Genomic DNA, 20,635 nt, shown 5'->3' with positions numbered 1-20,635 from the left:
CCCATGAACCGCCCCACCCGCACCACCTGGGCCGAGGCAGGACGCCGACTGCTGGTCAAGGCCGTCGAGGAGTTCGCCTACGAGGAACTGCTCACCCCCGCACCCGACCCCGCGCGCGGCACGGACGCCTACCGCCTGGACTTCCCCGGCGGCATCCACTGGACCTTCCACGCCGGCCGCGGCACCTTCGGCACCTGGCGCCTGACCGGGACGCCCGTACGCCACCCCGCCCCCGCCGACGGCCCGGCCGGCCCCGAGCTGCTGCTCCTCGACGCCCGCCCCGTGCTCGGCTGGGACGGCCCCACCACTGCCGAGGTGCTGCGCGAACTGACCGCCACCCGGCGCGCCGACGCGGCCGTGCTCGCCCGCGCCCTGCCCGCCGCCGCCCTCGCCGACCTGGACCACCTCGACCTGGAGGCCCACCAGGACGGCCACCCCTGCATGCTGCTCAACAAGGGCCGCCTCGGCTTCTCCGCCGCCGACTTCGCCGCCTACGCCCCCGAGACCGCCGACGCCGTCCACCTGACGTGGGCCGCCGTCCACACCACGCTCGCCGCCTACTCCGGCGTGCCCGGCCTGGACGCCGGCACCCTGCTGAAGGAGGAGCTCGACGACGACGTCCGCGAGCGCTTCGCCGGCGTGCTCGCGGCCGCCTGTGCCGAGGGACCGTACGACCCTTGCGACTTCGTGTGGCTGCCGGTGCACCCCTTCCACTGGGACGAGGCCGTCGAGACCCTCTTCGCCGCCTACCTGGCCGAGGGCCGCATCGTCCGCCTCGGCGAGAGCCCGGACCGCTACCGCCCCCTGCAGTCCATCCGCACCCTCGCCAACCTCGACCACCCGCACCGCCGCAACGTCAAGGTGCCCCTGCTCATCCGCAACACCCTGGTCTGGCGCGGGCTGAAGACCGAGCCCACCCACGCCGCGCCCGACGTCAGCGCCTGGCTGCACACCATCCGCGCCAACGACCCCTACCTGAGCGACGAGCTGCGCTTCCACCCGCTCGGCGAGGTCGCCGCCGTCTCCGTCGCCCACCCCCTGTACGACGCGGTCACCGACGCGCCGTACCGCTTCCACGAACTGCTCGGCGCCGTCTGGCGCGAACCGGTGGGCGCCCTGCTCGGCGAGGGCGAGCAGGCCCGCACCATGGCCGCCCTCCTGACGACCGGCTCCGACGGCCGCGCCCTGGTCGCCGAACTGGTCGGGCGCTCCGGGCTCGCGGCGCGTGCGTGGCTGGAGCGCTTCCTCGCCGCCCTGCTGCCCGGCCTGCTGCACTACCTCTACCGCTACGGCACCGCCTTCTGCCCGCACGGCGAGAACACCGTCGTCCTCTACGACGCGCAGGACGTCCCGATCGGCATCGCCGTCAAGGACTTCGCCGAGGACGTCAACCTCCTGCCCGAGGACCGCCCCGAGTACGCCACCCTCTCGCGGCGCGCCGAGGCGATCCTGCTGCGCTGGCCCGCGCACGAGCTCGCCCACTCCCTGCTCAGCGCCGTCTTCGCCGGACACTTCCGCTTCTTCGCGCCGCTGGTCGAGCAGCACCTGGACATACCCGAGGACACCTTCTGGGCCCTGGTCCGCGCCGAGATCGAGCGCTACCACGCCCGCTTCCCCGAACTCGCCGAGCGCGCCGCCGACTTCGGCCTGCTCGCCCCCGACTTCGACCGCGTCGCCCTCAACCGCGAGCAGCTCCTCGGCGGCGGCTTCCACGACCGCGCCGAGAAGGACGAGGGCTTCGACGTCGTCCACGGCCGCGTCGCCAACCCGCTCGCCACCGCCGGGGAGGCCAAGTGAGCCCCCGCACCCCCGCCCACGCCCCCGCCTTCGAGCAGCTGCGCGAGCAGGTGGCGGCCGGGCACCTGGACGAGGTCGTCGTCGCCGTGCCCGACCTGCAGGGCCGGCTCCAGGGCAGCCGCCTGGCCGCCCCGTACTTCCTCGACGAGGTGGCCGCCGACGGCTTCCACGCCTGCGTCTACCTGCTCGCCACCGACGCCGAGATGAACACCGGCCCCGGCTACGCCATCGACGCCTGGCAGTCCGGCTTCGGCGACTTCCTCCTGCGCCCCGACGCCACCACCGTGCGGATGCCGCCGTGGGACCCCGGCACCGCCGTCGTGCTCGCCGACGCCACCTGGCCGGGCGGCGAGCCCGTGCGCGTCGCCCCCCGCCGCGTGCTGCGCGAGCAGCTCGACCGGCTCGCCGCCCGGGGCCTTGCCGCCTTCGCCGGCACCGAGCTGGAGTTCCTCGTCTTCGACGACTCCTACGACGGGGCCTGGGAGCGCCGCTACCACGACCTGAAGCCCGCCACCCGCTACAACGTCGACTACTCCCTGCAGGGCCTGGCCGGCGTCGAACCGCTCGTGCGCCGCATACGCCGCGAGATGACCGCCGCCGGGCTGCGCATGGAGACCGCCCGCGGCGAGGTCCACCCCGGCCAGTACGAGATCGTCTTCCGCTACGACGAGGCGATGCGGACCTGCGACAACCACGTCTTCTTCAAGAACGGCGTCAAGCAGATCGCCGCCCAGGAGGGCCGGGCCGTCACCTTCATGCCCAAGTTCGACGCGGGCGAGGGCAACTCCTGCCACATCCACCTCTCCCTGCGCGGTACGGACGGCAGCGCCGTCCTCGCCGACCCGGCGGCCGAGGACGGCATGTCCGACCTCATGCGGCACTTCATCGCCGGCCAGCTCGCCTGCCTGGCCGACTTCACGCTGCTGATGGCCCCCAACATCAACTCGTACAAGCGGCTGCGCCCCGGCGCGTTCGCCCCCACCGGCATCGGCTGGGGCCGCGACAACCGCACCTGCCCCGTACGGGTGGTGGGCACCGGCCACGGGCTGCGCATCGAGCACCGGGTCCCCGGCGGCGACGCCAACCCCTACCTGTCCACGGCCGCCGCGATCGCGGCCGGCCTGTACGGCATCGAGAACGAACTGCCCCTGCCGGCCCCGCACGCCTCCAACGCCCTGGCCGACCCCACCGTCCCCCGCCTGCCGGCCACCCTGACCGAGGCCCTGCACCGCTGGGAGAACAGCCCGCTCGCGGCCGCGGCGTTCGGCGACGACGTCGTCGCCCACCTCGCCCGGGCGGCCCGCACGGAACTGGAGGAGTTCGAGAGCGCGGTCACCGACTGGGAGCGTGTACGCGGCTTCGAGCGGCTGTAGCGGCCCGGGGCCGGACGGTCAGACGTACGCGGCCGCCACGAGGTAGGCGATCAGCACGGTGACCGCCAGGACCAGGGCCGGGATCGCGAGCACCTTGGCCGTCCGGCACAGGAACGCGGTCAGCCGCGCCGGGCGGCCGGAGGGGGGAGTGCCGCCCGGCGGGGTGAGGGTCCGGCGGGCCAGGGGGACGGCGATCAGGGCGAGGAGCGCGGTGGTGATGCTCCAGCCGAGCGGCGTCTGCATCCCGGCCGCGGCGACCTGCTCCTCCAGCTGTGTCCCGCTGTCCACCACGCGGTTGTGGACCGCGTCGGAGGCGGCCACGGCAGCCACGACGAACGTGATCACCGAGGTCAGGCCCAGCGCGGCGGCCGCCGCCGCCAGCGCGGGCGCGCGCTCGGAGCGGTGCGACGGCCGGGACGCACGCGGCGGCTCCTGCCCTTGCCGGTGCTCCTGCGCGTGCGCCGGGGTGCGCGGCGGTGGTGGTGGCGGTGGAGGAGGCGGCGGAGGCGGCGCGACGGGCGGCGGGTGATCCGGTGCGGCCACCGGCTGCGCCACCACCTCCGCCTCCACGTGCACCACCGCCTCGCCACCGGCCCCCTTCAGCACCACATCACCGCTGAAGTGCCCCGTGCGCGAGGTGTCGACGCTGACGTCCAGGCCCTCGGGGGAGTCCGTCACCCGCAGCCAGTCCTCCGTCGGCTTCACGACGGCGCTGCGGGCCAGCGGCGGGCCCAGGAGCTGCACCGTCCCGTGCGGTGCGGGGGTGTCGCGGGGCACCGCGGCGAACTCCAGCCGGGCCGGCCGGGCCCGCAGGGCCATCTCCTCCAGGACCCGGCCCGCTTCCGTCGCCACCGAGCGGATGTCCTTGCGGGCCATCTCCGCCAGGGCGTCGCGGGCGCCCGCGGCCACGGACAGGTCGCTGCTCTCCATACAGGAGCGCAGCTCGGCGATGGCCCCGCGGCGGGTGAAGATGTCGGGGCTGGTCATCGCGGCGCGCACCGTGTCCGGCACCGGTGCGGGGACCACCGGGCGGTGCCCGCTGCGGGCGATGTACAGGTCGCCCTGCATGTCCACGCTGCGCGTCGGCGTCTGGTGGGGGTTCTCCCGCCGTACCCGCTCGGAGATGTAGTCGTACAGCTCGTCCAGGGAGATCCGGCCGTCCTCGTCGCGGTCCGCCTCGCCGGTGGACAGGCCGCGCACCAGGGCGCCGGTGAACAGCGAGGGCCGCGGGGTGCGTGTCTCGGTCAGCTCGCTGTCCTCGAAGGCGAACTGCATCCCGGTCGCCGCGGTGATCACGGCCCAGCCGCGCCCGCCCTCGCCCTGCCCGCCCTCGAAACGGTTGAGCACGCCCACGTCGCCCGCGGCGCGCGCGGCCATCCCCTTCGGGAAGGCGCCGCCGTAGCAGCAGTCCAGGAACAGGACGATGCTGCCCGCCCGGCTGCCGGACATCAGGCGGCGCACGTCGCCGGCCGACACGGCCGTGGAGGTCAGCCGCTCGGGCCGGGTGTCGGTGGCGGCGAAGTACAGCTCGCCGGAGACGCTCTTGAGCCCGTGGCAGGACAGGTGCAGCAGCAGCGTGTCGTCGCGGCGGCGGTCGCAGAAGAAGTCCTCGATGCGCAGGGCCACGACGTGCGCGGGCTCGTTGCGCACCACCTGCACGTCGAAGGCGCCGACGGCGGGATCGCCGAGCACCTCCGCGAGCGCCACGGCGTCCTGTGCGGGGGCCCGCAGCCGGCTCAGGCCCTCGTCCGCGTAGGCGTCGTTGGCGACGATCAGGGCGTGCCGGTCCCCGGTCACGGCGGCGTTCCCGAGGTGCCCTGCGGCGAGTGCCGCTGTACGAACAGGTCGAATGCCTGGGTGACGTGCTCCGGCGAGGCGTCGGAGAGCTCCAGCACGTCGTCGTCCATGGACAGCCGCAGCGAGGGGCGGTCCTCCCGGCAGCGGCCCCACCACTCCTGCACGGTGGCCACCACCTGGCGCAGGGCCGCCGCCGAGCTGCCCAGGCTCACCAGCAGGGCGCCCACCTGCGTGACGTCCACGGCCCGGGCGCCGGGCGGCGCCTGCTCCTGGGCCGGTACGGCGGTGACGTCCTCGACGTCGAGCTCCAGCAGTTCGCCGCGCAGGTAGCGGGCGAGCTGTTCCAGGCGCTCGGCATCGGCGCTGTCCTCGGACAGCAGGATGTGCAGCCGGTTGTCCACGGCGTTCCGCCTCCTCACGTTCCAGTCTGTGATCCGTGCGGTCGGTGTGCAAGGCGCGATGAGGGGGATGCAGCGCCTCGAAGGTTGAACGTTCCAGCGGTCATATGCCCGTGTCCTCGCTCCGTACGGCCCTGTTGAGCACCGGGTGTCCTGAATCGGGCACCGGACCGCACACGCGAAGGGAACGGTCGATGGCGGACGGAACCAAGAGCAAACAGACGCACGGGGCGGGCGGGTTGCCCTTTCCCGAACCCAAGGAGATCCGCAACGCACGGGCCTCCGTGAGCAGAACGGCGTTCGAGGGCGCGTCGTTCTTCGGGCTGTGCGCCAAGATCCCGGCGCTGCTGGCCCAGATCTGGCGCATGGCCTGGCGCATCGACCGGCGCGACGTGGTCGTGCTGTTCGGCTGCCAGCTCGCCTCCGGCTTCGCGGCCGCCGTCGTGCTCGCCGCCACCGCACAGGCCATGGTGCCGCTGCTGGGCGCCGGCCCGGTGGCCGACCGGGTGGGCGAGGCCGTGCCGGCGCTGGTCGTGGTGGCGGTGGCGGCCGGGGTGGGCCGGGTGGCCTACGGGCTGGCCTCGTGGGCCGTGGCCCGGCTCAAGCCCCGCCTGCTGACCGCGGCGGACCTGGAGATGGTCGAGGCGCTGATGGCGGTGGAGCTGGTGGCCTTCAACCAGCCGCGCTTCTCCGACGAGCAGGACGCCGCCGAGACCGGCGTGGTGCGCTGCGACCGCATGCTCTACGACGCGCAGGCGTTCATGGCCGCCCTCATCCGCCTCGTCGCGGCCTTCGGCGTGCTCACCGTGCTGCACCCGCTGATGCTGCCGGTGCTCGTTCTCGCGGTCGTCCCCTCCGGCACCGGCGCGGTGATGGAGGCGCGCATCGAGCACCGCACCCACTACGCGAACGCCGCCGGCCGCAACGTCAAGGGGATGATGCGCTGGCACGTGACCACCTCCCTGCTGGCCCCGGAGGTGCGCGGCAATCGCATGCGCTGGTACCTGGCCTTCTGGTACCGCACCCTCTCCGACCGGCTCGATGCGCGCAGCGTGGGCGCCGCCGGCCGGCAGCTGCGCGTGAACCTGGTCTCGGCCGCCGGCGGCGGGGTGTGCCTGACCGGCGCGTGGGGCGTGCTGCTGTGGCTGACGCTGACCGGGCGGGTCTCCCTCGCGGTCTCGGCGACGGCCGTCGTGGCGGTGCGCACGGCCCTGGCCAACCTCACCAACGTGGTGCACTACTGCACCTCGCTGTTCCACTCCACGCTCTTCCTCGGCGACTGGAAGCGGTTCGTGGACGACGCCCGGAGCCTGGAGGCCCGCCGCGGGGAGCTCCAGGCGCCGCCCGCACCGGGCACGATCCGCGCCGACCGCGTCACGTACGCCTACCCCGGCCGCTCCCGCCCGGCCGTCGACGAGGTGACGCTGAGCCTGCGGCAGGGCGAGGTGGTCGCGGTCGTCGGCGAGAACGGATCGGGCAAGTCCACCCTCGTCCAGCTGCTCACCGGGCTGACCGTCGCCGACAAGGGCAGCGTGACCTGGGACGGGGTGGACCTCGCCGGCGCCGACCCCGACACCGTGTGGGCCCGCACCGGCCTGGTGCCGCAGAACTTCGCGCACTGGCCGCTGTCGGTGCGCGAGAACGTCACCCTCGGCCAGCCGCGCACCCTGGACGACGGCCCGGTGTGGCGGGCGCTGGAGCAGGTGGGCATGCGCGAGGCCGTCGAGGAGCTCCCCGAGGGCCTGGACACCCTGCTGGCCCGGGAGCTGTGGGGCGGGGTCGACCTCTCCGGCGGGCAGTGGCAGCGCATCGCCTGCGCCCGCGCGCTCTACCGCCGCCCGTCCGTCCTGGTGCTGGACGAGCCCACCTCGGAGATGGACGCGCGCGGCGAGCACCAGATCTTCACCGAGCTGAAGAAGACGGCGGCCGAGCGGGTCACCGTCGTGGTCACCCACCGCCTGGACAACACCCGCATCGCCGACCGGATCATGGTCATGGAGCGGGGCCGGATCATCGAGCAGGGCACGTTCGAGTCCCTGGTCACGGCCGGCGGGCTGTTCCAGGAGCTGTACCGGCTCAGCCAGGACCGCTGAGGCGGCGGGCCCCGGTCGCGGCCCGCCCGCGACCGGGGCCCGGTTGGAGTTGTTTCCTGCGGTTGACGTAGTATGTCCGGCGTCGTTTTCGTGTCCCCGGCCGGTGCCGACGGGACGCCACGCACGGCGGGTGTTGCTTTTCGCGAGGAGACGCACAGGCGCCCCGCGTCTGTCGTACAGAACGGAAAGCACCACGTGGATCTCAGCGCGGCCAACCGGCCGGCCGGTCAGCAAGGCCTGAGCCTCTTCGCCCTGATCATGATCGGTCTGGGCTCCATCTTCGGCTCCGGCTGGCTCTTCGGAGCCGGACAGGCGGCCCAGGTCGCCGGCCCCGCCGCCCTCGTCGCCTGGGTCATCGGCGCCGTCTTCATCGGCATGATCGCCATGACGTACGCCGAGGTGGGCGCCGCCTACCCGCTGCCGGGCGCCATGGCCCGCTTCGGCTCCCTCTCGCACGGACCCGTCCTCGGCTTCGTCACCGGCTGGGCCGTGTGGATCGCCACCGCCTCGCTGATCCCCATCGAGGCCATCGCCGGTACCCAGTACATGTCCTCGTGGAGCTTCGGCTGGGCCCGCGGGCTGGTCACCGACGGCAGCCTCAGCGGCACCGGCATGCTCACCGCCCTGGCCCTGACCTTCGCCCTGTGGCTCGCCTGCTACTGGTCGGTCTCGCTGCTGGCCCGCGCCAACAACCTGCTCACCCTGGTGAAGTTCGCCATCCCCGTGCTCGCCGTCGGCGCCCTGATCGCCTCCGGCTTCCACACCGGCAACTTCACCGCCCAGGGCGGCTTCGCCCCGAGCGGCTGGTCCGCCGTGCTCACCGCCGTCAGCGCCTCCGGCGTGGTCTTCGCCTTCAACGGCTTCCAGGCCGTGGTCAACCTCGGCGGCGCCGCCCGCAACCCCGGACGCGCCATCCCCCTCGCCCTCGTCGGCGCCCTCAGCCTCGGCCTGGTCATCTACCTCGCCCTGCAGGTCGCCTTCCTCGGCGCCGTGCCGCCCGAGCGACTCGCCGAGGCCGGCGGCTGGAGCGGCATCAACTTCGCCTCGCCCTTCGCCGACCTCGCCAAGCTCCTGATGCTGCACTGGGTCGTCACCATGCTGCAGTTCGGCGCGTTCATCTCGCCCAACGGCGCCAACATCGGCAACGTCGCCTCCGCCGCGTACCTCGCCCAGAACCTCGCCGAGACCGGCTTCTTCCCCAAGAAGATCGCCGAGGTCCACCCCCGCTACGGCGTCGCCCGCCCCGCCATGTGGCTCAACCTCGGCTTCTCCGTCCTGCTGCTGGTCACGGTCGGCCACAGCTGGGAGGCGCTCGCGAGCGTCGTCTCCGCCGCCATGGTCGTCTCCTACCTCATGGGCCCCATCGCCGTCGGCGTTTTCCGGCGCACCAAGCCCGACCTGCCCCGGCCCTTCCGGCTGCCCGCCGCCCGGGTGCTGTGCCCGGTCACCTTCGCCTTCGCCGCCTGCGCCCTGTACTGGTCCAAGTGGCCCAACACCGGCAAGGTCGCCCTGCTGACCCTGCTCTCCCTGCCCATCGCCGCCGTCGTGCTGCGCCGCCGGGGCGAGCGGAGCCTGCTGCGGCAGTTCGCCCCCGCCTGGTGGATGGCCGCCTTCCTGCTGTGGCTCTCCGCCCTCTCCGCCCTCGGCAGCACCCGCTTCGGCGGCCACGGGGTCATCCCGGGCGGCGTGGACATCGCCCTCGTCGGCCTGTCCGCCCTCGGGTTCTACTTCTGGGCCGTACGCGCCGGGGTCGCCGCCCACCGCGCCGGGCTGCCCGCCCCCGACCCCGTCACGGCCGCGGCCCCCGCCGCCGTGCAGGCCGAGCCCGAGCCCGCCGGGGCCACCGCCTCCTGACGTTCCCCCGACCTGCCGGTTCCTGCCCTCCGCACCGCGGAGGGCAGGCCCATGTCGAACGGGGTCCCGACACGAGATATCTTGATGTCGAGCAATGTTACAGACGTGAAGCGGAGCACACGGTGACTGACTCGACCATCATCTACACACACACCGACGAGGCCCCGGCCCTGGCGACGTATTCGTTCCTGCCGGTGGTCCGGGCCTACGCCGCGGCGGCCGGGGTCACTGTGGAGACCCGCGACATCTCGCTGGCCGGGCGCATCATCGCCCACTTCCCCGAGTACCTCGAAGAGGGCCAGCGCATCCCCGACGCCCTCGCCGAGCTCGGCGAGCTGGCCAGGACGCCGGCCGCGAACATCATCAAGCTGCCGAACATCTCGGCCTCCATCCCGCAGCTCAAGGCCGCCGTCGCCGAGCTGCAGCAGCAGGGCTACGCCCTGCCGGACTACCCGGACGACCCCAAGACCGACGAGGAGCGCGAGATCCGCGCCCGCTACGACAAGGTCAAGGGCAGCGCCGTCAACCCCGTGCTGCGCGAGGGCAACTCCGACCGCCGCGCCCCCGCGTCGGTCAAGAACTACGCCAAGACCCACCCCCACCGCATGGGCGCCTGGACGCCGGAGTCGAAGACCAACGTCGCCACCATGGGCGAGAACGACTTCCGCTCCACCGAGAAGTCCGTGGTGATCTCCGAGGCCGGTGCGCTGCGCATCGAGCTGGTCGGCGACGACGGCTCCACCACCGTCCTGCGCGAGTCCGTGCCGGTCCAGGCGGGCGAGGTCGTGGACGCCTCCGTCATGCGCGTCGCCGCGCTGCGCGAGTTCCTGACCGAGCAGGTCGCCCGCGCCAAGGCCGAGGGCGTGCTGTTCTCCGTGCACCTCAAGGCCACGATGATGAAGGTCTCCGACCCGATCGTCTTCGGCCACGTCGTGCGCGCCTTCTTCCCGAAGACGTTCGCGAAGTACGGCGAGGTGCTGATCGCCGCCGGCCTGACCCCGAACGACGGCCTGGGCGGCATCTTCAAGGGCCTGGAGAACCTGCCCCACATGGGCGAGGAGATCCGCGCGTCCTTCGACGCCGAGCTCGCCGAGGGCCCGGCCCTGGCGATGGTCGACTCCGACAAGGGCATCACCAACCTGCACGTCCCCAGCGACGTCATCGTCGACGCCTCCATGCCGGCCATGATCCGCACCTCCGGCCACATGTGGGGCCCGGACGGCCAGGAGCACGACACCCTCGCCGTCCTCCCGGACAGCAGCTACGCCGGCGTCTACCAGGCCGTCATCGACGACTGCCGCGCCCACGGCGCCTACGACCCGGCCACCATGGGCTCCGTCCCGAACGTCGGCCTCATGGCGCAGAAGGCCGAGGAGTACGGCAGCCACGACAAGACCTTCGAGATCCCGGTCACCGGCACCGTCCGCCTGGTCGACCAGGCCGGCAACGCCGTCATCGAGCAGACCGTCTCGGCCGGCGACATCTTCCGCGCCTGCCAGACCAAGGATGCCCCGATCAAGGACTGGGTCAAGCTCGCCGTCACCCGCGCCCGCGCCACCGGCGACCCGGCCGTCTTCTGGCTCGACGAGACCCGCGCCCACGACGCGCAGCTGATCGAGAAGGTCAAGGCGTACCTGACGGAGCACGACACCGAGGGCCTGGACATCCGCATCCTGGCGCCGGTCGAGGCGACCAAGCTGTCGGTCGAGCGCATCCGCCGCGGCGAGAACACCATCTCCGTCACCGGCAACGTGCTGCGCGACTACCTGACGGACCTCTTCCCGATCCTGGAGCTCGGCACGAGCGCCAAGATGCTCTCCGTCGTCCCGCTCATGAACGGCGGCGGCCTCTTCGAGACCGGTGCCGGCGGTTCCGCGCCCAAGCACGTCCAGCAGCTGGTCAAGGAGAACTACCTGCGCTGGGACTCGCTGGGCGAGTTCTTCGCGCTGGTGCCGTCCCTCGAGCACTACGCGAAGACCACCGGCAACGCCCGCGCCCAGGTCCTCGCCGACACGCTCGACCGCGCCACCGCGACCTTCCTCGAGGAGGACAAGTCGCCCAGCCGCCGCCTCGGTGGCATCGACAACCGCGGCAGCCACTTCTACCTGGCCATGTACTGGGCCCAGGAGCTGGCCAAGCAGACCGACGACGCCGGCCTCGCCGAGGCGTTCGCCCCGCTCGCCGAGGCCCTGACGGCCAAGGAGACGACGATCGTCGACGAGCTGATCGCCGTCCAGGGCAAGCCGGCCGACATCGGCGGCTACTACCAGCCCGACCCGGCCAAGGCGTCCGCCGTCATGCGCCCGTCGACCACGTTCAACGAGGCGCTGGCCACGCTGGCCTGACGCCCTCGCACGACGTGACCACCGCCCCGACCGGCACCAGCCGGCCGGGGCGGTGTCCTGTTCAGAAGGCGGCGATCGTGGACGGGGCGCGTTCCGCGCGCGTCAGGGCGCGCAGAACCGGGACCGCGCCGTGACGGCGCACGGCCAGCCGGCCCAGCAGGGCCACGACGCTCTCGACGACCTCCGGCGGGAAGCCCGGCGTCTCCAGGCCCACACTCACCGCCAGGTCGTCGCAGTGGACCACCAGCTCCATCGTCCGCGTGACCAGCAGATCCGCCAACCCGAGCGACCACGGCCCCCAGAACGGCAGCCGCACGGCCCGGCCCGCATCCGCCGCCCCCAGCACGGCCGGCAATCCGGCCAGGGCCGCCTGCACCCGCTCCGCGAGCACCACCGCCCCCTCGGCCGCGAGACGCTCGCCGCCCTGCCGGATGCGTACGTTCACCTCCGCACCGGGCCCGGCGCCGATCCACTCCACCCGGCGGTAGTGCTCCGCCAGCGACACCTTCTCCTCCACCGGGTGCGGCTCCTGCAGAGCCGCGGGGACGCACAGCACCTGGTAGGCCAGGTGGCCCGCCAGCGCCCCGACACCGAACTCCTCCAGGGCGCTCGGTCGCCGCCAGGCCGCGGCGACCTCGGGGGCACGCAACAGCTCCACGGCCGAACGGGCCGCGGCCAGGAATTCCTCTCCGGCACTTGTCATGAGCGGGACGCTACCGTCCACCCGGCTGGCGGACACCACCCCCGGCCGGGATCCTGGGTGGGTGATCCACCGTGTGGTGACCGGTGCCGCAGGGCTCCTCGGCTCGGCCGTCAGCCGCCGGCTGCGCCGGACGGAGGGCCGGCTGCTGCGCACGGACGCGGCCGAGGAGGATGCGTTCCGCTCGCGCCTGGAACACTTCCTGGCCACCGCCACCCGGGCGGAGCTCTATCTCGCCGGGGGCCTTGGCGACGCCGGCGCGCACACCTTCCGCGAGACCCAGGACCGCATCGTGCCCGGCACGTACGCGGCGGCCCACGCCTTCACGGAGACGGTCCGCACCCTGGGCGTCCCGGGGTCCTTGACCTTCTTCACCTCGACGGGTGGCGATGTCGCCCACGAGGCGGCCATGGCGGCCGTGGAGGCACTGGCCCGCGGCTTCGCCACGGAGTACGCACCCGCGCACATCACCACCCGAGTGGCGGCCCTCGGCCCCCTGACGGCGCCGGTGGACGACATCGCCCGCGCGGTCGTCGCCCTGGCGGGCCCGGAATTCGACCTGGCCACAGGGGCAACCGTCCCCCTCCACGCCCACCCGCACGCGTAAGCCCCGTAAGGGGCGCGGGGCGGTGTCGATCTGCGGCTGCGCCGCGTGGGCGCGACAAGCCACGACGCCCGCAGACGAAAGCGCCGCCGGACACGCCCTGCGGGCCAACCGCCCGGGCCCGGCAGGGCCCCCGCTGCCGCCCGCCCGAAGGCCCCGGCCCGCGCCGTATCGTTCGCGTGGCGTCGGTGGCCGGGGTAGACATGGGGTATGGCCCGAATCCGGGGCCGCACCTGGAGGCCCTCGGGCCGCTGGTTCGCCGTGGCGGGCACCCGCAGTGTCGCTGGTCAGATGTTCGTGCTGCAGGTGCTGATCGTGCTTCTGCTCGTCGTCGCCGCGGCGGTCACCTTGCTGATCCAGGCGCGGAGCGACAGATTCCAGGCGGCGCGCGACCGCTCGCTCGCCGCTGCCGAGGCGTTCGCCCACGGCCCCGGCATGGTGCAGACGTTGCGCGGGCCGGATCCGAGTGCCGTGCTGCAGCCGTTGTCGTTGGATGCGGCGCGGCAGGGTGGCGTGGACTTCATCGTGGTGATGAACCGGCAGGGCATCCGCTACACCCACCCGGACCCGAAGCTGATCGGCAAGCGTTTCGTCGGCACGATCGCGCCGTCGCTCAGCGGTCATACGACCGTCGAGCGGGTCAACGGGCCGTTGGGCGAGGAGCTGCAGGTCGTCGTTCCGGTCACGGACAGTGGCCGGGTCGTGGGCATGGTGTCGTCGGGGTTGAAGGTGGCCTCCGTCAGCAGTGCCGTCGACCAGCAATTGCCGCTGGTCATCGGGGCGGGCGCGGCCGCCCTGGTGCTGGCCACGGCCGGTACGGCCCTGGTGTCGCGGCGGTTGCGGCGCCAGACGCGTGGTCTGGGGCCGGCCGAGATGACCCGGATGTACGACCACCACGATGCGGTTCTGCACGCCGTGCGCGAGGGCGTGGTCATCGTCGGCGGCGACGGCCGGGTGGTGCTGGCCAACGACGAGGCACGGCGCCTGCTGGATCTGCCGGAGGACGTCGAGGGCCGGGCCGTGGGTTCGCTGGGGCTGGACCCCCGGATGGCGGAACTGCTGCAGTCGCGGCGAGTGGCCAGCGACGAGGTGCTGCCGGTCGGTGACCGGCTGCTGGCGGTCAACAACCGGCCCACGGACCGCGGTGGCGGCCCGCCCGGCAGTGTGGCGACCCTGCGGGACTCCACGGAGCTGCGGGCGCTGGCCGGGCGCGCGGAGGTGGCCCGCAGCCGGCTGCGGCTGCTGTACGACGCGAGCGTGGGCATCGGCACCACGCTGGACGTGCAGCGCACGGCGGAGGAGCTGACGGAGGTGGCGGTGCCGGGCTTCGCCGATTACGTCACCGTCGATCTCGCCGAGCCGGTCCTGCGGGGCGAGGAGCCGAGCGGGGCGGTGCGCGGGGACGAGGCGGTGGTGCGCCGGGTGGCGCTCGGCGGGGTCACCCGCAATCCGCCGCTGTACAAGGCCGGCCAGCTCGTCACGTTCGCCGGGCCGACTCCGCAGGCGACGGGGTTCGTCAGCGGCAGTCCCGTCCTGGTGGGCGATCTGCGGACGTCGGAGGGCTGGCGCACCCAGGACCAGGAGCGCACCCAGGCGGTGCTGGACTTCGGTCTGCAGTCGCTGATCACCGTGCCGCTCAAGGCCCGCGGGGTGCTGATGGGCATCGCCAATTTCTGGCGGGGCCGCGAGAGCGGGCCCTTCGAGGAGGACGATCTGTCCCTGGCCGAGGAGCTGGCGGCCCGGGCGGCGGTGTGCATCGACAACGCCCGCCGCTACACGCGCGAGCACGCCATGGCCGTCACCTTGCAGCACAGTCTGCTGCCGCGCGCCCTGCCGGAGCAGAACGCCCTCGACGTCGCCTACCGCTATCTGCCGGCCCAGGCGGGGGTGGGCGGCGACTGGTTCGACGTCATCCCGCTGCCGGGGGCCCGGGTCGCCCTGGTCGTCGGCGACGTGGTCGGCCACGGCCTGCATGCGGCGGCGACGATGGGCCGGCTGCGCACGGCCGTGCAGAACTTCTCCGCCCTGGACATCCCGCCGGACGAGCTGCTGGGCCACCTCGACGAGCTGGTCACCCGGATGGACCAGGAGGCGGACGAGGGCGACGGCGATTCCGCGGTGGCCGGTGCCACCTGCCTGGTGGCCATCTACGACCCCTCGAACGGCATGTGCTCCCTGGCCCGGGCCGGTCATCCGCTGCCCGCGCTGGTGCATCCCGACGGCACGGTGGAGTTCCCGGAGATGCCGGCGGGGCCCCCGCTGGGCCTGGGCGGTCTGCCCTTCGAGGCGGCCGAGATGCACCTGCCGGAGGGCAGCAGCCTGGTGCTGTACACGGACGGCCTGATCGAGGACCGCCGCCGCGACATCGACACGGGCCTGCGCATCCTCACCAGCACCCTGGCCGTGGCGGACCGCAGCCCGCAGGACACCTGCGAGGCCGTCCTGGGCGCCCTGCTGCCGGACCGGCAGACCGACGACATCGCCCTGCTGGTGGCCCGTACGCACCTGATCGCCCCCGAGGACGTCGCCGAGTGGGAGCTGCCGGCCGACCCGGCGGTGGTCGGCCGTGCCCGTGCGGACGTCACCCGGCAGCTGGCGCAGTGGGACCTGGAGGAGCTGTCCTTCACCACGGAGCTGATCCTCAGCGAGCTGATCACCAATGCGATCCGGCACGCCTCGGGGCCGATCAGGGTACGCCTGCTGCACGACCGCACCCTGATCTGCGAGGTCTCCGACACCAGCAGCACCTCGCCCCACCTGCGCTACGCCGCCGAGGAGGACGAGGGCGGCCGGGGCCTGTTCCTCGTCGCCCAGCTGGCCGACAGGTGGGGCACCCGGTACGTGCCGGGCGGCAAGGTCATCTGGTCGGAGCAGTCCCTGACCGGCGCCGGCCTGGCGGGCATCGACCTGCTGGACGTGTTCTGACGGGCGGGGCGCCGAAAGGGGGGATCAGCCCCGCGAGGTCACCAGGGCGTCGTTGCGCAGCGGCGGGTCGCCGAGGACGTGCACGCGCCGCAGATGGCGCGGGGAGCGGCTGGCGAAGGCCTCCCGGCCGTGCAGCAGCGTGTAGTTGTCGGCGACCACGACGTCGCCGGTGCGCCAGGCGTGCGCGTACAGGTGGCGCGGGTCGTGCAGGGCCGCCTGCAGGGTGCGGTGGAATTCCGCCAGCTGCTCCTCGGGCACGCCGGAGAACCGCAGCTCGGGGCGGTTCAGGAACGTCTCGCCCGGAGGCACGGGCTCGTTGTAGCGGATGACCGCGTGGCCGGCGGGGGAGGTGGTGACGACGGGGGACAGGCACTCGCCGGCGTACTGCGAGGCGTCCCGGCTGTAGCGGCCGGTGACCTGCTCCCACAGCCGGCGGTGCGCCGGGTCGGCCGTGCGCAGGACGGCCTCGGTCTGGGAGAAGGTGGTGCGCCCGCCCTCGTGCTCGCCGGGGGCGGTGACGCAGTGGAAGATCTGGAACTCGGCGATCTCCTCGCGGTACATGCCGTCCCAGTGCAGCGGCACGTACCGGTGGTCGAATATGTGGTCGACGGGCTGCTCGTGCTCGACCAGTTCGAGCACGGGCCCGTAGGGCCACATGCCGATCTCGCCCCACCGGGTGCAGTACTCGGTGAGCTCGTCGGCGTCGCGCGGGCCGGCGAAGCCGCGCAGGAGCAGCAGGTGGTGGGCGCGGGCCAGCTCGCGCAGCCGCTCCACGGGCAGGTCGGTGACGCGGGCGTCCGGCGTCGCGGCGTCGATGCGGACGCCGAACGGCTCCAGGGGGACGAGCGGGTGGCCGGCGATCCGTTCGCCGGCTGCGGCAGTGGTCATGGGATGTCCTCGGGTCGGGGAGGGGGCGGGTGTCCGCTCAGGCGGCGGCGACGGCGGCGGGCAGCGCGTAGTGGGCGGGCCGGCCGTCCACGAGCACCGGTTCGGCGCCCAGCTCCTCCGCCTCCTGACGCTTCATCAGGACATAGCCGCCGTCGCTCGTGCGCAGCGCCACGCTGTGCCAAGGGGTGAGCCAGTTGTCGGGGGTGTCCACCAGGTGGATGCCGAGTTTCTCCGCGCCGCACGGGTGCGGGTGGATCGACAGCCGCACGGCGCCGGGGAAGCGGTCGCCGAGCAGGTCGCCCCACGCCTTGCTGCGCTGCATGACCGCGTACGCCCGGGTGCGGGCGTCGCGCTGGAGGGCGGCGCGGCTGCCGGTGTACTGGGGGGTGTTGGCGTCCTCGAACAGGAAGCGGGTCATCGCCCGGTACAGGGCGACCTCCTCGCCGGCGCGCACCCGCTCGCGCAGCTGCTCCAGCGGCTCGGCGTACTGCTCGCACAGCACCTCGCGCATCCGGTCGTGGCCGAGCCCGGCCAGCTCGGGGATGTCCTCCAGGTTGAACAGGTCGATCCCGGCGGGCTGCGGCAGGGCGTCGATCAGGTGCCGCATCTCCTGCTGGTAGGCGGTGATGTCCGCGTCGGGGATGCCGACGACGTCGCCGAAGACCCGGCCGTCGGAGCAGATGAGGATCCGCGCACCCGGCGCGTACACCTCGCGGATGCGCCGGGTCAGCCCGGCGAGGAACTCAAGCGCGAGGCGCTCGGCGGTGTCGGGCAGGGCGCCGAGCACCTTGGCGGTGTTCGGGGACTTGCCGGGGAAGGCGGGCAGCACGAAGAGTACGGGCTCGCCGGCGGCCACGTACCGCTCCACCTGCGGCAGGTGGGCGTCGCGGCAGGCGGGGCAGGAGCCGCCGGCCGGCGGGCGCGCGTCGTGCGCCGACGCCGTGCGCTGGTGCCGCAGCACCAGCTCCATGACGCGCTGTGCGGTGCGTCGGACGTCGGAGTCGTCCATCGTGTCGTCATCCTTCCGAAGTGGTGCAGTCTTCCGGTGCGGTGCAGTGACCTGCCATCCTGTCAAGAGCTGGAACTTTCAAGTAATCCCATTGATCCATAGGATGCGGTTATGGACCTGGAAGTTCGCCATCTCAAAGTGGTCTGCGCGATAGCCGAGGCCGGCAGCATCACCCGGGCGGCCGCCGCACTGGGCGTCTCCCAACCGAGCCTGGCCGCACAGATCCGGCGCATCGAACGCCTCCTGGGCGGCGCGCTGTTCGTCCGCTCGCGGCAGGGCGCCGCCCCCACCGCGCTGGGGGAGTTCGTGCTCGCCCGGGCCCGCTCGGTGCTGCCCGGCATCGAGGCGATCCAACGCGAGTCCGCGCTGCACGCCGGCTCCACCAGCGGCCGCCGGCCCCTGCGCTACGTCGCCACGCCCGGCCCGCTCGCGGTCGGCCTGGTACGCGAGTTGCAGGACCTCTTCCCCGGCTCCCGGCCCACCCTGCGCACCGAGGCGAGCCTGGCCACCGCGGCCGCACTGGTGGCCAGCGGCCAGCAGGACCTCGCCACCGGCACCGAGTTCCTGCGCCCCGGAGCCGAACTCCCCGCCGACCTCGGCCGGGTGACCGTCGCCGTCGAACCCGCCTTCGTCCTGCTGCCCGCCACCCACCCGCTGGCCGCCCGCCCCGTCGTCGACCTCGCCGACCTCGCCGACGCCGACTGGACGCTGCCCGCCAACCAGGGCAACGGGCTCTTCGAGGTCTTCAGCGAGGCCTGCGCCCGAGCGGGCTTCACCCCGGCTGTCCGGCACGACGCCGAGGCCGGCGCCGCCCGCGAACTCATCGCCGACGGCCAGGCCGTGGGCCTGGGACAGGCCACCTTCCGCGGGACGCCCGGCGTCGTGCCCCGCCCGCTCGCGGGCACCCCCCTGCGCATCCGCCACCTCCTGCTGTGGCACCGGCGCGGCGCGCTCGGCGACCACGCCCCCGCCGTCGCCGCCCGGGCCGACCGCGTCTACGCCGCCGCCGTGCGACGCAGCCCGCACTACCTCGACTGGCTGGCCGAGAACCCGTCAGTCGTCCGCTGACCGCACGCCGGGCCCGGCCCGGGCCCCGGTGTCGGCGAGCTCCGCCACGGCGGCCAGCACCCTCGGCCAGGCCCGCGAGCGCGGGTCGATCGGCGCGAAGTGGTCGGCGCCGGGCAGCTCCTCCAGCGTCACCGCGTCGCCCAGCCGCCGCGCCCGGGCCGCGTACGCCCGGCTCATCGCGAGCGGGACCTGCGCGTCCGCGGTGCCGTGCAGCAGCCTCGCCCGCACCCCGGCCGGCAGCAGCCACCCGGGGTCGGCCAGGGCGTAGCGCTGCGGCACCCGTGCGGGCGCGCCGCCCAGCAGGGCCCGCACCGCGCCGCCGTCGAGGTCCCACAGGGCGGCCAGCCCCAGCGACGTACAGCCCGCCAGGCACAGCACGCCGGCGCCGGCCGGGGGCCGGTGCCAGCGCGAGCGGGCGGGCAGCCGGTGCCGGGCGGCGGCCCACAGCACCAGGTGGCCGCCGGCCGAGTGCCCGGCCCACACCTGCCGGGCGGGATCGGCGTCGTAGCGCCGGGCCAGGGGCCCCACCGCGTCCGTGGCGGCCGCGATGTCGTCGAACGTGCCGGGCCAGCCGCCGCCCGCGCCGGTACGGCGGTACTCCGGCACCACCACCATGTAGCCGCGCGCGGCCAGCGCGTGCGCCATGGGCCGCAGGTGCCGGCGGTCGTACGCGGCCCGCCAGAACCCCCCGTGCACCACCAGGACCACCGGTGCCCGCGCCCGCGGCGCCGGCCACACCTCCACCACGTGTTCCCCGTGCCTGCCGTAGCGCTCGGTGCACGGCGGTGGTGGTGCCGGCCTGGTGAGCACGTCCCGGCCCATGGCGCACCATCCCCGTCGTACGGCAGCGAGTCGAGCACGGACCCGGCCATCGTCGCATCGCCCCGGCGCGACGGTAAGCCCCGCAAGCGGGAGGCAACCGCGGCCAATTGGGGACGGGGCGAGGCGGCCCAGCTGCTACCTTCCGGATCTGCACGGCTTTTTGTTCGCTTGTTCCTTCTTCCTTACTTCTCTTCAAGGAGACGTGACCACATGAACGCCCTTGCCACCGAACCCGTCCGCATCCTCGCGATATCCGGAAGCCTGCGGGCCGCGTCCGTGAACACCGCCGTCCTGCGCGCCGCCGCCGCGCTGGCCGGTACCGACGCCAAGGTGGAGATCTGGGACGGCCTGGCCGCCGTCCAGCCGTTCAACGAGGACCACGAGGCCGAACCCGGCGCCGGCGTCCGCGAGCTGCGCGCGGCCATCGAGTCCGCCGACGCCCTGCTGTTCGCCACCCCCGAATACAACTCCTCCGTGCCGGGTCAGCTCAAGAACGCCCTCGACTGGGCCTCCCGCCCCTACGGCGCCTCCGCCCTGGGCGGCCGCACGGCGGCCGTCATCGGCGCGAGCCCCAGCGCCTTCGGCGCCAAGTGGTCCCAGGCCGAACTGCGCAAGGTTCTCACCAACTCCGGTGTCGAGGTCGTCGGCGAGGAACTGTGCGTCGCCCGGGCCCACGAGGCCCTCGGCGAGGACGGCCTGCCCGTGGCCGAGGAGCTGCGCGCCGCGCTCACCGGCGTCGTCACCGCCCTGGTCGAGAAGGTGCGCGCCGACCGGGCCGCGTGACGCCCCACCCGCCCGCGACCGGCCGGTCCGTGCCCCCCGGGCGCGGACCGGCCGTCGTGCGGGATGGCGCGATCCTTGCGGTCGGCCCCAGAGCTTGACCGGTTCGTCGCACGCCGTAACCGGCGCGGTGGGACGATCGTCCGGTCGCCGCGCCGGAGCACGAGCCGTGCGCGCGGCGC

The 20,635-nt window shown here is 73.7% G+C and carries 15 protein-coding genes; 9 read left to right on the top strand and 6 right to left on the bottom strand.

Annotated elements, in window-relative coordinates; translation table 11 throughout:
* The first annotated feature begins 3 nt into the window (after positions 1–3).
* Positions 4–1,797, top strand: coding sequence for an IucA/IucC family protein (locus tag AC27L3_RS03515; RefSeq protein WP_487232508.1), 1,794 nt, complete (start codon positions 4–6; stop codon positions 1,795–1,797).
* The gene (locus tag AC27L3_RS03510) at positions 1,794–3,170 is read left to right on the top strand and encodes a glutamine synthetase family protein (RefSeq protein ID WP_487232507.1); all 1,377 of its coding nucleotides are present in this window, start codon (positions 1,794–1,796) and stop codon (positions 3,168–3,170) included. The genes AC27L3_RS03515 and AC27L3_RS03510 overlap by 4 nt, the downstream gene beginning before the upstream one ends.
* Before the next feature lie 18 nt (positions 3,171–3,188).
* Here the strand turns inward: AC27L3_RS03510 and AC27L3_RS03505 are convergent, their stop codons facing one another.
* Entirely contained in the window at positions 3,189–4,967 is a 1,779-nt protein-coding gene (locus AC27L3_RS03505; protein ID WP_487232506.1) for a caspase family protein, read from the bottom strand.
* On the bottom strand, positions 4,964–5,368 hold the full coding sequence (locus AC27L3_RS03500) for a hypothetical protein (RefSeq protein ID WP_487232505.1): 405 nt from the start codon (positions 5,366–5,368) through the stop codon (positions 4,964–4,966). The genes AC27L3_RS03505 and AC27L3_RS03500 overlap by 4 nt, the downstream gene beginning before the upstream one ends.
* 191 nt (positions 5,369–5,559) lie before the next feature.
* On the opposite strand from AC27L3_RS03500, the gene AC27L3_RS03495 reads away from it, so the two are divergent.
* The 3 genes from AC27L3_RS03495 to AC27L3_RS03485 all read left to right on the top strand — a co-directional run bounded on the left by AC27L3_RS03495 (position 5,560) and on the right by AC27L3_RS03485 (position 11,657).
* On the top strand, positions 5,560–7,458 hold the full coding sequence (locus tag AC27L3_RS03495; RefSeq protein WP_487232504.1) for an ABC transporter ATP-binding protein: 1,899 nt from the start codon (positions 5,560–5,562) through the stop codon (positions 7,456–7,458).
* A gap of 195 nt (positions 7,459–7,653) precedes the next feature.
* A complete protein-coding gene (locus AC27L3_RS03490) occupies positions 7,654–9,312 on the top strand; it encodes an APC family permease (RefSeq protein WP_487232503.1) in 1,659 nt (552 codons plus the stop codon).
* 122 nt (positions 9,313–9,434) lie between these two features.
* A complete protein-coding gene (locus AC27L3_RS03485) occupies positions 9,435–11,657 on the top strand; it encodes an NADP-dependent isocitrate dehydrogenase (protein ID WP_487232502.1) in 2,223 nt (740 codons plus the stop codon).
* Positions 11,658–11,718: 61 nt separating this feature from the next.
* Here AC27L3_RS03485 and AC27L3_RS03480 read toward each other — a convergent pair whose 3' ends face one another.
* Positions 11,719–12,360 (bottom strand): maleylpyruvate isomerase N-terminal domain-containing protein, encoded by a 642-nt coding sequence (locus AC27L3_RS03480; protein WP_487232501.1) that lies wholly within the window; start codon positions 12,358–12,360, stop codon positions 11,719–11,721.
* A 61-nt stretch (positions 12,361–12,421) separates the two neighbouring features.
* Between AC27L3_RS03480 and AC27L3_RS03475 the strand changes: the two genes are divergently transcribed.
* Both AC27L3_RS03475 and AC27L3_RS03470 read left to right on the top strand, forming a co-directional pair.
* Positions 12,422–12,964 carry a hypothetical protein gene (locus tag AC27L3_RS03475; protein WP_487232500.1) on the top strand — a complete coding sequence of 181 codons (543 nt, stop codon included), beginning with the start codon at positions 12,422–12,424 and terminating at the stop codon, positions 12,962–12,964.
* 207 nt (positions 12,965–13,171) lie between these two features.
* Positions 13,172–15,886 (top strand): SpoIIE family protein phosphatase, encoded by a 2,715-nt coding sequence (locus AC27L3_RS03470; RefSeq protein ID WP_487232499.1) that lies wholly within the window; start codon positions 13,172–13,174, stop codon positions 15,884–15,886.
* 24 nt (positions 15,887–15,910) lie between these two features.
* Here the strand turns inward: AC27L3_RS03470 and AC27L3_RS03465 are convergent, their stop codons facing one another.
* Together AC27L3_RS03465 and AC27L3_RS03460 are read right to left on the bottom strand one after the other, a co-directional pair.
* Complete coding sequence (locus tag AC27L3_RS03465) at positions 15,911–16,774, bottom strand: TauD/TfdA dioxygenase family protein (RefSeq protein ID WP_487232498.1); 864 nt, start codon at positions 16,772–16,774, stop codon at positions 15,911–15,913.
* A gap of 37 nt (positions 16,775–16,811) precedes the next feature.
* Positions 16,812–17,783 carry an L-tyrosine/L-tryptophan isonitrile synthase family protein gene (locus tag AC27L3_RS03460; RefSeq protein WP_487232497.1) on the bottom strand — a complete coding sequence of 324 codons (972 nt, stop codon included), beginning with the start codon at positions 17,781–17,783 and terminating at the stop codon, positions 16,812–16,814.
* A gap of 111 nt (positions 17,784–17,894) precedes the next feature.
* Between AC27L3_RS03460 and AC27L3_RS03455 the strand changes: the two genes are divergently transcribed.
* A complete protein-coding gene (locus tag AC27L3_RS03455; RefSeq protein WP_344436253.1) occupies positions 17,895–18,851 on the top strand; it encodes a LysR family transcriptional regulator in 957 nt (318 codons plus the stop codon).
* On the opposite strand, the gene AC27L3_RS03450 is transcribed toward AC27L3_RS03455, so the two are convergent.
* Complete coding sequence (locus AC27L3_RS03450) at positions 18,837–19,673, bottom strand: alpha/beta hydrolase family protein (protein WP_487232496.1); 837 nt, start codon at positions 19,671–19,673, stop codon at positions 18,837–18,839. The two genes, AC27L3_RS03455 and AC27L3_RS03450, sit on opposite strands and share 15 nt — an antisense overlap.
* A 210-nt stretch (positions 19,674–19,883) precedes the next feature.
* On the opposite strand from AC27L3_RS03450, the gene AC27L3_RS03445 reads away from it, so the two are divergent.
* Entirely contained in the window at positions 19,884–20,456 is a 573-nt protein-coding gene (locus tag AC27L3_RS03445; protein ID WP_487232495.1) for an NADPH-dependent FMN reductase, read from the top strand.
* The last annotated feature ends 179 nt before the right edge of the window (positions 20,457–20,635 follow it).

Source organism: Streptomyces sp. PKA51 (assembly GCF_057552455.1).
This window is presented reverse-complemented; position numbering and strand designations above follow the sequence as displayed.